At 67.6% G+C, this 13,071-nt stretch carries 7 protein-coding genes and 1 tRNA gene; 4 read left to right on the top strand and 4 right to left on the bottom strand.

The annotated features are described in order from the left end of the window. Positions 1-14: 14 nt before the first annotated feature. Positions 15-91, bottom strand: a tRNA-Arg gene (locus YWC_RS0127210). A gap of 109 nt (positions 92-200) precedes the next feature. Between YWC_RS0127210 and YWC_RS0127205 the strand changes: the two genes are divergently transcribed. Next, positions 201-4,124: a two-component regulator propeller domain-containing protein gene (locus YWC_RS0127205; protein WP_051306804.1), complete on the top strand. Its 3,924-nt coding sequence runs from the start codon at positions 201-203 to the stop codon at positions 4,122-4,124. 1 nt (position 4,125) lies between these two features. Here the strand turns inward: YWC_RS0127205 and YWC_RS0127200 are convergent, their stop codons facing one another. Beyond that, positions 4,126-5,073 (bottom strand): D-2-hydroxyacid dehydrogenase, encoded by a 948-nt coding sequence (locus YWC_RS0127200; protein WP_027868153.1) that lies wholly within the window; start codon positions 5,071-5,073, stop codon positions 4,126-4,128. A gap of 268 nt (positions 5,074-5,341) precedes the next feature. Here YWC_RS0127200 and ligD point away from each other — a divergent pair, with 268 nt between their 5' ends. Continuing rightward, positions 5,342-8,005 carry a DNA ligase D gene (gene ligD / locus YWC_RS0127195; protein ID WP_027868152.1) on the top strand — a complete coding sequence of 888 codons (2,664 nt, stop codon included), beginning with the start codon at positions 5,342-5,344 and terminating at the stop codon, positions 8,003-8,005. Between the two features lie 158 nt (positions 8,006-8,163). On the opposite strand, the gene YWC_RS0127190 is transcribed toward ligD, so the two are convergent. Together YWC_RS0127190 and YWC_RS0127185 are read right to left on the bottom strand one after the other, a co-directional pair. Next, on the bottom strand, positions 8,164-9,627 hold the full coding sequence (locus YWC_RS0127190) for a catalase (protein ID WP_027868151.1): 1,464 nt from the start codon (positions 9,625-9,627) through the stop codon (positions 8,164-8,166). A gap of 94 nt (positions 9,628-9,721) precedes the next feature. Continuing rightward, positions 9,722-11,182 carry an App1 family protein phosphatidate phosphatase gene (locus YWC_RS0127185; protein WP_051306803.1) on the bottom strand — a complete coding sequence of 487 codons (1,461 nt, stop codon included), beginning with the start codon at positions 11,180-11,182 and terminating at the stop codon, positions 9,722-9,724. Positions 11,183-11,329: 147 nt separating this feature from the next. On the opposite strand from YWC_RS0127185, the gene YWC_RS33475 reads away from it, so the two are divergent. Both YWC_RS33475 and YWC_RS31230 read left to right on the top strand, forming a co-directional pair. Beyond that, positions 11,330-11,902 (top strand): hypothetical protein, encoded by a 573-nt coding sequence (locus tag YWC_RS33475; RefSeq protein WP_051306802.1) that lies wholly within the window; start codon positions 11,330-11,332, stop codon positions 11,900-11,902. Between the two features lie 112 nt (positions 11,903-12,014). Then, positions 12,015-13,061, top strand: coding sequence for a S41 family peptidase (locus tag YWC_RS31230; RefSeq protein WP_156923924.1), 1,047 nt, complete (start codon positions 12,015-12,017; stop codon positions 13,059-13,061). Positions 13,062-13,071 lie beyond the last annotated feature (10 nt).

Here is a 13,071-nt window from a genome sequence, read left to right as displayed (position 1 = left end):
GGTCCCTCGTATTCTGGTGCGGCTGGCAGGAATCGAACCCACGACCCCTTGGTTCGTAGCCAAGTACTCTATCCAGCTGAGCTACAGCCGCCCGAGGCACGCATTATAGCAGCGCCTTGTTGTTTCCGGAAGCCTCAATTTTTTTCCGTAGGCAAACCCGCTCTGGTAGATTAGCCGGGTTGGAACCTGATGAGACACCTATGTTTGCCTTGATGCCGGGACCGCGCCTCGCTCTGGTCGCGCTATGTATGCTGTGCCTGTGGGCGGGCAGCGCCCTCGGCGCGCCGCGCAGCCTGCGCTTCGAACGCCTGTCGATCGAGGAGGGCCTCTCGCAGCAGTCGGTGCTGACCATCCTGCAGGACCGGCGCGGCTTCATGTGGTTCGGCACGCAGGCCGGCTTGAACCGCTTCGACGGCTACCGCGTCACGGTCTATCGCAACGACCCGAAGGACCCCGCCAGCATTCCCGATAATTATGTGCTCGCATCCTACGAGGACGAGCAGGGCAGGCTGTGGTTCGGCACCAAGGGCGGCCTGAGCCGGTTCGACCACGCCACCGGCAAGTTCATGCGCTTCGCGGCGCCCGGCGCCGGCGCCCAATACACCGGCAACCGCGCCGTGCTGGCGATCCAGCCGGCGCCGGGCGGCGGACTGTGGCTCGCCACCGGCGACGGCCTGCAGTACCTCGATCCCGCCAGCGGGCGCCTGCGCGCCTACCGCCATGACCCGGCCGATCCGCGCACCCTGCGCGACAACCGCGTCAATGCGCTGGCGCTGGACGGCCGCGGCCACCTCTGGATCGGCACCGCGGCAGGGCTGGACCGGCTGGTGCCCGGCGCCGACCGCTTCGAGCACCATGACCTCGACCCGGAAGACCTGCAGCGCAATACCGTGCTGGCCCTGTCGATGGGCCCGCGCGATACGCTCTGGGTCGGCACCGCGGCCGGGCTGGAAGCCTGGCGCCTCGGCGACGGCGCGGCCTTTGCGCAGCCGCAGCGGCGCCGCATCGGCAGCCAGCTCGGCATGGAAGAGTCGCGCATCAATGCGCTGTACCACGACCGCGGCAACACGCTGTGGGTCGGCACCGAACTGGAAGGGCTGAAATGGCTGGACCCGGCCACCGGGCGCTTCCTCAGCTACCGCAACGACCCGGCCGACCCGCACACGCTGTCGGACAACCAGGTCAGCTCGATGCTGGTCGACCGCACCGGCACCCTGTGGGCTGGCACCCAGTTCGGCGGCGTCAGCCGCACCGACCTGGCCAGCGGCGGTTTCGCGCGCTATGGCGGCAACGAGGGCCTGGGACGGGCCAAGGTACGCGCCATCGCCGAGGATCCGGACGGCGCGGTGTGGATCGGTACCACCGGCGACGGCCTGATGCGGATGGCCCGGCCGGGCGGGCGGATCGAGCGCGTCGGCCAGGGCGAGCTGCGGGGCGAGGTGGTGAGCGCGCTGGCGCATGCGCGCGGCCGCACCTGGATCGGCACCCCGACCGGCCTGGCCTGGGTTGATGCCGCCGGGCGCTTCGGCCAGACCGGGCTGGGCGCCAGCCCGGGCGCCAACTACGTGCAGGCGCTCCACGCCGGCCGCAGCGGCACGTTGTGGATCGTCACGCGCGGCGGCCTGGCCGCGCTGCTGCCGGGCCAGGCGCAGGGCAAGGACCTTGTGCGCACCTGGCGCCACGACCCCGACGACCCCGGCAGCCTGGGCGAGAACTACGGCTTCACGGCGCTGGAAGACCGCCGCGGGATCGTCTGGATCGGCACCGAGACCGGCCTGGAACGCTACGACCCGGCGACCGGGCGCTTCACCCACTATCGCCCCGACCCGCACAATCCGAACGGGCTGCGCCACGGGCGCGTCTACTACCTGATGGAGTCGGCGCGCGGCGAACTGTGGGTCGGTACCGCCGGCGGCCTGCACCGGATGGTAGCCGGCAAGGAAGGGCTGCGTTTCCGTTTCTACCCGTTCAACAAGGGCCCGGAGGCGCTGCCGATCGGCGCGATGATCGAGGACGAGCACGGCTTCGTCTGGGCCAGCACGACGGCCGGCATCACGCGCGTCGATCCCGCCACCGGCGCCACCAAGAACTACACCGCGAAGGACGGCCTGGTGGACGGTTCCTATTTCGTCGGCGCAGCCATGCGCGGCCGCGACGGCCAGTTCTGGTTCGGCGGCACCACCGGCCTGACTTCCTTCCTGCCGGACGCGGTGCGCGACAACCCCTATGTGCCGGAAGTGGTGATCACCGACTTCCTGGTGCTGAACCGGTCGCGGGCCACGCCCAACTTCCACGAACAGTCCGCCCTGACGCTGTCGCACCGCGACACCGTGTTCACCCTCGAATTCGCGGCCCTGCATTACGCCGACCCCGAAGGCAACCGCTACGCCTACCAGCTGGAGGGCTTCGACCAGGGCTGGGTCGACACCGACGCGCGGCGCCGCTACGCGACCTATACCAACCTCGATCCGGGAACCTATGTGTTCCGGGTCCGGGCCAGCAACAAGGACGGCGTCTGGAGCGCGCAGCCCGCCTCTCTCACAATCACGATCACGCCGCCGTTCTGGAAGACCCCGTGGTTCCGCACGCTCGCGGTGCTGGCCATCCTGGCGCTGTTCACTGCCGCCTACCGCCTGCGCGTGCGCGGCCTGGTCGCCCAGAAGCTGCTGCTGGAACACGAGGTGGGGGTGCGCACCGTCGAGCTGCGGCGCCAGAAGGAATCGGCCGAGCTGCGCAAGCAGGAGGTCGAGGAACAGAAGGAAGTGGTGGAGCAGGCGCACCGCAACATCGCGTTGCTGTCCGACATCGGGCGCGCGGTGACGGCGAACCTCGAGCTCGAAGCGATCATGCGCACGCTCTACGAGCAGGTGCATGCGCTGATGGACGCGAGCCTGTTCGCGGTGGTGCTGCGCCACCCCGAGCGCGGCACCATCGAATATGCCTATGCCGTAGTCGACGGCGAGCGTCGCGAGGCCTTCGAGCTGCCGGAAGACCCGGACAGGATTCTCGCCGCCTGGTCCATCGTGCGCGGGCGCGAGGTGCTGGCCGGCGAGCTTTCCCACGAGCTGCCGGACTACCTGCCGACACTGCCGCCTGACCAGGCCGGCGAGATCGCCTTGCCCTGCGCCTGGCGCGCCGGCATGGCGCCGCGCTCGCTGCTGCTGGTGCCGGTGCTGGTGGGCGAGCGCGTGCTGGGCGCGCTGACGGTGCAGAGCCCGGCCGCCCGGGCCTACGGCCAGGTGCACCTCGACATGCTCGAGACGCTGGCCGCCTACGTTGGCGTGGCGATCGACAATGCCAGCGCCTACCGCCAGCTGCAGGATACCCAGGCGCAGCTGGCGGCGCGCGAAAAGCTGGCCTCGCTCGGCTCGCTGGTGGCGGGCGTGGCCCACGAGCTGAATACCCCGATCGGCAACAGCCTCTTGATGGCCAGCACGCTGCAGGAGAGGACGGGCGACATCGCCGCGCGCTTCGACACCGCCAACCTGCGCCGCTCCGAGCTGGCCGACTACATGGCGGCCTCGCGTGAAGCGTCCAGCCTGATCATGCGCAGCCTGCATAATGCGGCGGAGCTGGTGAACAGCTTCCGCCAGGTGTCGGTGGACCAGGCCAGCGCCCAGCGGCGCCGCTTCGACCTGGCCCAGGCCTGCCAGGAAATCGCGGCCACCCTGATGAATACCGTGCGCCTGGCCGGACACCGGCTCGAATTGCGCGTAGAGCCGGGAATCGTGATGGACAGCTTTCCCGGCCCGCTCGGCCAGGTCGTGATCAACTTCGTCAACAACGCCCTGCTGCATGCCTTCGAGGGGCCGGGCGGCAGCATGGTGCTGGAAGCGGCGCCCTGCGAGGGCGGGGTGCGCATCACGTTCCGCGACGACGGGCGCGGCATCCCGCAAGGCGACCTGTCGCGCATCTTCGATCCCTTCTTCACCACGCGCATGGGACAGGGCGGCACCGGCCTGGGACTGAACATCAGCTGGAACATCGTCACCACGCTGCTGGGCGGATCGCTGCGGGTGGACAGCGCGCCGGGGCAGGGCGCGGCCTTCATCCTCGAGCTGCCGCTGCGCGCGCCGGACCCGCAGGCGGTGCAGGCGGCGCCGGAAAGCGTGGCCGGGCGCTAGTTCAGGCGACCACGTTGATCGGCCGGCCGGCGGCCCAGGCTTCGATGTTATCGACCAGCATGTCGGCCAGCGTCTGCATTGCCCCGCCGCTGGCCCAGGCCACGTGCGGGGTCAGGATGAAGTTCGGCAGGCGCAGGCGCAGCAGCGGGTTGTCGGGCAGCGGCGGCTCCTGGCTCAATACGTCGAAACCGGCGCCGCCGATGCGCCCCTCCTGCAGGGCCGCGGCCAGCGCCGCCTCGTCCACCAGGCCGCCGCGCGCGGTGTTGATCAGGAGGGCGTGCCGCCGCATCAGGCCCAGTTCGCGCGCGCCGATCAGGTGGCGCGTGGCTTGCGTCAGCGGCAGGTGCAGGCTGACGACGTCCGAGGTGGCCAGCAGTTCGTCGAGCGGCAGTTCTGTCACGCCAGGCTCGGCTACCGGCGAGCGCGAGGTGGCGGCGATCTCCATGCCGAAGGCGCGCCCGAGCTGCGCCACCTTCTTTCCCAGCGCGCCGTAGCCGACGATGCCGAGCCGGCTGCCGGCCAGGTCGCCGATCGGGTGGTCCAGCAGGCAAAAGCGGGTCGACTTCTCCCATTTTCCGGCCTCGACGTCGTCCACGTAGGCGCGCATATTGCGGCGCAGCGCCAGCAGCAGGGCAAAGCAGTGCTCGGGCACGGACACCAGGGAATAGTTGCAGATGTTCGACACCACGATGCCGCGCGCCCGGCAGGCCGCGAGGTCGACGTTGTCGGTGCCGGTGGCGGCGATGGCCACCATCTTCAGGTCGGGCAGGCGCTCGATCGCGGCCGCGCGCAGCGGCACCTTGTTGGTGACGGCCACGCTTGCCCCGGCCAGGCGCTCCACGACCTGGTCTTCCGACGTGCCGGCATGATCCTGCCATTCATGGTCGAAAGCGGGGGCGCGGACCCGGGCCTGCAGACTGTCGCGGTCGAGGAAAACGATTCTGGGCATGGCGTGCTCGCGGATGGTCAAAGCCCCATTGTAGACGCCATCGAGACGATGGAGACGGATACGACAAAGGACAGGGCGAACCTGTCCTTTGGATATGGTGGGGCCCGAGCGGCCTGCTTATGTACTGCTGGACCCTCAACGGCCGCGCGGGGTGGCCGGTTGACGGGCTTACATTTGCTTACAAAGGAAGGCAGGGTTAGCTGGCGTACAGTCGCGCCAGCCGGGCGCGGCCTACACTGGACCCACGACCGTAGCCGGGAGGTGCCACATGCCAGACGCGCTCAAACTGTACAAGGCCAAGCGCAATTTCGATATCACGTCCGAGCCCCTTGACGGCGGCGCCCCCAGTACCGAGGCGCTGACTTTCGTCATCCAGAAGCACTGGGCCACGCGCCTGCACTACGATTTCCGGCTGGAACTCGACGGGACCATGAAGAGCTGGGCCGTCCCGAAAGGACCGAGCTACGACACCCACGACAAGCGCATGGCCGTGCACGTCGAGGACCACCCGATTTCCTATTCCGACTTCGAAGGCACGATTCCACCCAAACAATATGGCGCGGGCAAGGTCATCATCTGGGACAAGGGCACCTGGGAGCCGGTCGGCGATCCGCACGAAGGCTATCGCAAGGGCAACCTGAAGTTCGAGATCCACGGCCACAAGATGCACGGGCGCTGGGTGCTGGTACGCATGAAGGGCCGCGGCGACGACAAGCAGGAACCCTGGCTCCTGATCAAGGAGAACGACGAGCACGCCCGGCCGGCCGAGGAGTTCTCGGTGGTCGACGAGATGCCCGACAGCGTCAAGGACCTGCCGATGCCGAAGCCGGCGCGCGGCAAGGTGGCGGCGCTGAAGGCCGAGGCAGAATCCGAAGCCCGGTCGGAAGAGGTACGCAAGCCGGCGCGCAAGCGGGCCGCCGCCGCCAAGCCCGCCGCCAAGGCCGGCGCGAAGTCTACCAGCACATCCACGCGCGGCAGGAAGGCCGCGGCGCCCAGTTTGCCGGAAGGGGTGGTCGAGGCGGCCCTGCCCGAAGCCTTCACGCCCGAACTGGCGACGCTGGTCGACGGTCCGCCGCTGGACCCGGAAAACTGGATATTCGAAGTCAAGTTCGACGGCTACCGCATGCTGGCGCGGGTGGAGAAGGGCGAGGTGCGGCTCATCACGCGCAACGCCAACGACTGGACCGACAAGCTGGCGCCGCTGCGCGATGAACTCCAGCGCATCGGGCTGCCGGACGGCTGGTACGACGGCGAGATCGTGGTGCACGACGAGAACGGCAAGCCGAACTTCGGCCTGCTGCAGCTGGCCTTCGATGGCGTGCGCACGGCCGATATCGTCTACTTCCTGTTCGACGCTCCCTATTGCAACGGCTACGACCTGCGCAATGTGCCCCTGGTCGAGCGCCGCGCCGCGCTGGAGCAGATCCTCAAGAAGGCCAAGTCGGACAAGGTGCGCTTCTCAAGCGAGTTCGGGACCAACCCCGACGAGCTGGTGGTGGCGGCCTGCAAGATCGGCCTGGAGGGCGTGATCGGCAAGCGCCGCGATTCGCGCTACGTGTCGCGCCGCTCGCCCGAGTGGATCAAGCTCAAGTGCGGCCTGCGCCAGGAATTCGTGATCGGCGGGTACACCGACCCGAAGGGGTCGCGCAAGGGCGTCGGCTCGCTGCTGCTGGGGACCTACGACCGCGAGGGCGTGCTGCGCTACGCGGGCAATGTGGGCTCCGGCTTCAACCATGCTTCGCTGATGGACATCAAGGAGCGGCTGGAAGCGCTCGCCACCGACGAAAGCCCGTTCCCGCCGCGCGCGGTGCCGGGGCGCCAGCATCACTGGGTCAAGCCGGTGCTGGTGGCCGAGGTGAGCTTCTCGGAATGGACCAATACCGGTTCGGTGCGCCATCCGGTGTTCCAGGGCCTGCGCAAGGACAAGCCGGCCAAGGGCATCACGCGCGAGGAGCCGCGCCACATCGAGGACATCGACGAGGGCAAAGGGCGGGCCGAGGCGCCCGACGAACCGGTATCGCCGCCGCCCGCCGGCCTGCACCGCAAGCTGCCGGACACGCTGCGGGTGACCAATCCGGAGCGGGTGGTCGACCCGTCCACCGGCATCACCAAGCTGGACATCATCCGCTACTACGCGCTGGTGGGCGAGCTGATGATGGAGCACCTCAAGCGCCGTCCGCTGACCCTGGTGCGCGCGCCGGCCGGCATCGGTGCGGAGCTGGTGTACCAGAAGCATGCCGACGTGAAGAAGCTGCCGGGCGTGAAGCAGATGGACCAGGCGCTCGATCCGGACAATCCACCGATGCTGGAGATCGCGGGCGTGGAGGGCATCCTGTCCCTGGCGCAGTGGAACGCGATCGAGCTGCACACCCAGAATGCGCTGGCCAGGAGCTACGAGACGCCGGACCGCATGGTGTTCGACCTCGATCCGGGCGAGGGGGTGGAATGGAAACAGATGCAGGAGGCGGCGCAGATCATGCATGCCTTCCTCGACGAGCTCGGCCTGCCGTCTTTCCTGAAGACCAGCGGCGGCAAGGGCCTGCACGTGGTGGTGCCGGTGAAGCCGGAATACGGCTGGGATACGGTAAAAGCCTTCTCGCAGGCCATCGTGCGCCACCTGGCGGCGACGCTGCCGGACCGCTTCGCCTTCAAGAGCGGCCCCAAAAACCGGGTCGGCAAGATCTTCATCGACTACCTGCGCAACGGCCGCGGCGCGACCACCATCAGCGCCTGGGCGGCGCGCGCCCGGCCCGGGCTGGGCATTTCGGTGCCCCTGGCATGGGACGAGCTGGCAAAACTCAAGTCGAGCGCGCAGTGGACGGTGGCAAACGTGCACACGCGGCTGGACAAGGGGAATGAGCCGTGGGCGGGGTATGTGAAAGCCGCGAAAGGGCTCACCAAGGCGATGAAGATATTGGGGTTTGATGAGTAGAAGCAGATAACTGCGCAAGCAAAAATTGGGTTCCCGCCTGCGCGGGAACGACGGTCTCCCGGTCTGTGGTCTGCAACAGCGTAGTTAGTACAGCCAGCTTTAGATCCGTCATCCCCGCGGAGGCGGGGATCCAAGTTCGTACCGTAGCTACCAGCACATCAATCGACGTTACGGCCCAGCGCCTTCAGCGAGGCCCGCACGCCCCGGCCGTAGGCCGGATCCGCCTTGTCGAACTGGCGCAGCTGGCGCTGCAGGATATCCTCGTCCACCCCGCTGAGCGGTCCTGCCAGGTTGTCGCACAGGTTCTGGCGCGCCGAGGGGCTCATCAGGCGGAACAGGTTGCCGGCCTGGGTGTAATCGTCTTCCATGCCGCGCAAGTCGTAGCGGCCGGCGTCGCCCGTGATCGGCAGTTCCGGCTCGCCATGGCCCATGCCTAGCGCTCCCCGGCCTACCGGATCGACGGTGGCGTAGTTGCGCGCTGCGCCGCCGTTGGCGATCGCCATCGCGCCGTCGCGCTGCTGGTTGTGGAAGGGGCAGCGCGGGGCGTTCACCGGCAGGTGCTGGTGGTTGGTGCCGACCCGGTACAGCTGGGCGTCGTGGTAGGCGAACAGGCGGCCCTGCAGCATCTTGTCCGGCGAGTAGCCCAGGCCCGGCACCACGTTGGCCGGCGAGAACGCGGCCTGTTCGACTTCGGCGTGGTAGTTGTCCGGGTTGCGGTTCAGTTCCAGCACGCCCACCGGCAGCATTGGAAAGTCGCCGTGCGGCCACACCTTGGTCAGGTCGAAGGGGTTCCAGCCGGTGCGCCCCTCCCAGTCGGCCAGCTGCTGTTCGGTTGCCACCTGCACCTTGACGTCCCACCGGGGGAAGTCGCCGCCGGCGATCGCCTCGAACAGGTCGCGCTGGGCGTGGTCCGGGTCCGTGCCTGCAAGTCGCACCGCGTCGGCGGCGCTGAGGTTCCTGATGCCCTGGCGGGTCTTGAAGTGCCACTTCACATACACGCGTTCGCCGGCTTCGTTGATCAGGCTATAGGTGTGGCTGCCGAAGCCGTCCATGTGGCGGTAGCCGTCCGGGGTGCCGCGATCCGAGAACAGGATGGTCACCTGGTGCAGGCTTTCCGGCGCATTGCTCCAGAAATCGAACATCATGTTGGCCGATTTCAGGTTGGTCTGCGGATCGCGCTTCTGGGTATGGATGAAGTCCGGGAACTTGATCGGGTCCTTGATGAAGAACACCGGGGTGTTGTTGCCGACCAGGTCCCAGTTGCCTTCCTCGGTATAGAAACGCAGGGCGAAGCCGCGCGGGTCGCGCTCGCTGTCGGCGCTGCCTTTTTCGCCGCCGACGGTCGAGAAGCGCAGGAACACTGGGGTGGGCTTGCCGACCTCGGAGAACAGCCTGGCCTTGGTAAAGTGACGCAGGTCGTGGGTGACGGTGAAGGTCCCGTAGGCGCCCGATCCCTTGGCGTGGACCACGCGCTCGGGAATGCGCTCGCGGTTGAAGTGCTGGAGCTTCTCGATCAGGTGGAAGTCCTGCAGCAGCAGCGGGCCGCGCGGGCCGGCGCTGAGCGAATTCTGGTTGTCGGCGACCGGGATGCCGGAAGCGGTGGTAAGGCGAGGCTGGCTCATCAGGAATCTCCTTGTTGTGTAAATTCAATAGAGAGATTCTATGGCTCAACGGGAAATTAATAAATTTGATTAATTGAATCAGCTTGATAGTTTTTCACAATCCTGTTTTCGCAGGGGGGGCGTTGTCGTCCTCGCGCTTGTCCGAGCGGATCCCGGGAAGTCGGTCAACCGCGATCAGACCCTCGGCTGCGGCGTGGGAGGCGGCGAACACGCTGTCCGGCGAGAGCACCAGCTGGGTGCCGGTGGCGCTCACCTCGTCGATCAGGCGGTCGAGCGCATCGATGCGCGAGGGATCGGGATTGACGTTGCGGATGTAGATCATCATGACGGCGCCCGGATGGCGGCGCACGACCTCGGCATAAATCTCGGGGTCCTGTTCGCCGCTGTCGCCGATCAGCACGAACTGCATGTCGGGATAGAAGTCCAGGATGCGCTCGATCTGTTCGAGCTTGTGGTTGCCGTGCTCGTTGATCTTGAGCACCTGGCGCACGCTCAGCTCGCGCAGCAGCAGGGGCCCGAGCGGGATGTCCTGGAGCTTGAGGAAGTCGACCAGGGGCCCGAACAGGTGCCAGGGGCTGCTCGAGACGTAGAACAGGGGATTGTCCTCGCTGCCGCCGGCACCGTCGCGCAGGGCGCGGTAGAAGCCGGCCACGCCCTTGAAGGGCTTGCGCGTATGGTGGTTGGTGCGGGCCAGCATCAGCGCCATGTTCAGCTTGTTGGTGACATTGGTCCAGAGGACGGTGTCGTCGATGTCGCTGATGATGGCGAAACGGGCGCTGGCGGCCGGGACGCGGATCTCGCTTGTCGCGCGCAGCGGCTCGCCGTCGGGCTGCAGATTGTCCGGGAATTCGAGTTCGACCGCGTGCCAGCCGCCGCCGAGTTCGGCGGCAGGGACGAAGTCGAAGGAAAAGTAGCCGCCCCCATCCGTGCGGGTTTCGTGGGTGGCGCCGGCAAAGTGCGCCAGCACACGCGCACCCGCCACTTCGTCCGATTCGAGCCGGCGGTACAGGGCCACCAGGTTCTGCCAGCCGCTGTCGGTGTCGCTCTGCTCGCGGAAGGCCGCCTCGTCCAGCAGGCGGCCCTTGAGCCACACCCGTCCGGCATTGCCGAAGCCGAGGTAGGGCACGGCCAACAGCCGGCGCCCGCTTTCCGGCGCGGTCATGCGGCGCAGGGCGGCGCTGGCGAAGGCGCCGGCGCCGCGCGCCAGGCGCTGGCGTAGCGGCGTGGAGGGCAGGACTGGCTGCCTGGCTTCCTGCAGCCTGTCGGCGGCGTTGGCGGCCGTGGCGGCACGCGGCGTGCCGCGTTCCACCCACACGCTGCCGCGCGCATTGCGCGTCAGGAGCAGGGCCTGCTGCACCTGCTGGGGCTTCATCGGGTCGACCGGCGTGGCCATCACGTGCACCGCCGTGCCCATCTCGCGCAGCCGCGCGATGTCCGTTTCCGACAACAGGCCGGGATTCAGGAACAGGCTGGCCTTGCCGAGGTCGACCCTGGCCGCGATGTCGTCGAAACCGGCGCGGGTCAACACGAGGAAGGGCATGGCGCTGTTGGGCATGGTCGGTTCTAGCGTAGTCGGGTTATGCCAAGTATCGCGCACGTGCGGCGAAGGGCACGCACGTTTCGAGACAATCGCGGGGCAGGCTTCGTGCGCGACACGCTTCTCTGGCAAGCTGGAGTGCCTAATCACCACCGCCCGCCGACCATGAACATCGTATGCATCGCCTGGGGCTCCCTGTTGTGGAAGCCCGCCCCCCTCAAGCTGGCCTCGGGCTGGCATCCCGGCGGTCCACGCCTGCCGCTCGAATTCGTGCGCAAGAGCGACGACAGCGCGGAAGTCGCCCTGGTGCTGTGCGAAGGCGCGCACCCCATGCCGACCTATTGGGCCTATCTCGATGCGTCCGACCTCGACGTGGCGCGCGCGATGCTGGGCGAGCGCGAGAAGATCGCCCCTGGGCGGCCCGACTACATCGGCAGCATTCCGCCGGTGCACGGCGCCCGGAGCGATGCGCGCATCGCCGCCTGGCTGGAACGCATGCGCATCGACGCCGCCGTATGGACCGCGCTGCCGGCCAAGTTCGACGGCGAGTCCGGACGGGTGCCGACGCCCGAGGAAGTGGTGCGCACGCTCGATTCTCTGCCGCGCGAAGAACGCGCGCAAGCCGAGCGCTACGTGCGCTGCACCCCGCCGCACATCGATACCGCGTACCGCCGCATCATCGCGGCGCGCCTCGGATGGCACGCCGCGCGTGATGCCCATGTCACCCGCACGCGCTAGGTCCTACTGCGTCCTAGCAAAATAACATGCTATGGTGTGGTAATTGCTATGCTATTCTGTTTCCGCCGGATTGTCTCGCTCATAGAAATGTTCGTTCACCCAGAGGAAAACAGTGAAAAAAATAGTGACCGTGATAGCGATCTCGCTGGTGCTCGCAGTGTTCTGGTTCGCCTTCAAGCCCCGGCCGGAGGTAGTGGTCGATCGTGCGATGCGCACCGCGATGATCGATGCCCTGGTGGCGGAGCTGAACGATCACTATGTCTTCCCCGACAAGGCCAGGCAGTTCGAGGCAGTCCTGCGCCAGCGCGAGCGCGAAGGCAGATACGATCGCATCAAGGACGGCTACCGGCTGGCGACCCAGCTCACGGCCGATATCCACGGCATCGCCAAGGACCAGCACCTGAAGGTGCGCTTCGCTCCCGGCCTGGATCTGGTCAGCGAAATGGGAGCGGCCCCGGCGGCGACGCAGGCGGAGTGGGAGCAGCGCACCAGCTTTCTCGAGCGCCTGATGGCGCGCCGTACGGCAGCCCGTGAGGTGAAGACAGTCGGCCGCCTCGGCCCCGATGTGGGCTACCTGAAACTCTCCAGTTTTCCCGATGCACTCCCTGTCGCCGACAAGTTCGGCGCAGCGATGGACGAACTCGCCGACACCGAGGGCCTCATCGTGGACCTGCGCCAGAACGGCGGGGGCGATCCGAAAGCGGTGGCCCTCTTGATCAGCTATTTCGTCGACCGGCCCACACGTCTCAACGACATCTGGGATCGCGATACCGGGAACACCGTCCAGCAGTGGACACACGACAAGCTCGCCGGCAAACGCTATGGCGGCGGCAAGCCGGTCCTGATCCTGGTCGGTCCGCGCACGGCGTCCGCCGGCGAAGACTTCGCGTACACGATGCAGGCCCTGAAACGCGCCACGGTGATCGGCGATCGCACCTGGGGCGGTGCCCACCCCATGAGCTTTTACCGCATCGGCGAGCATTTCTTTGCACAGATACCCAACCAACGCGCCATCAATCCGATCACCGGTACCAACTGGGAAGGGACCGGCGTCACGCCGGATATCGCGGCGGCGCCGGCCAGTGCGCTGGGGGTGGCCAGGGACCTGATGCGGCGCCGGCTGCAGCGAAGCGCCGCGCTCGTCGCCGCCGCACCCTGACAGGTCGAGC

It is taken from the genome of Massilia alkalitolerans DSM 17462 (assembly GCF_000427785.1).
In the GTDB taxonomy this organism is placed as follows: Bacteria; Pseudomonadota; Gammaproteobacteria; order Burkholderiales; family Burkholderiaceae_D; genus Telluria; species Telluria alkalitolerans.
The sequence above is the reverse complement of the archived record's forward strand: the minus strand, read 5'-3'. Positions and strand labels throughout refer to the sequence as shown.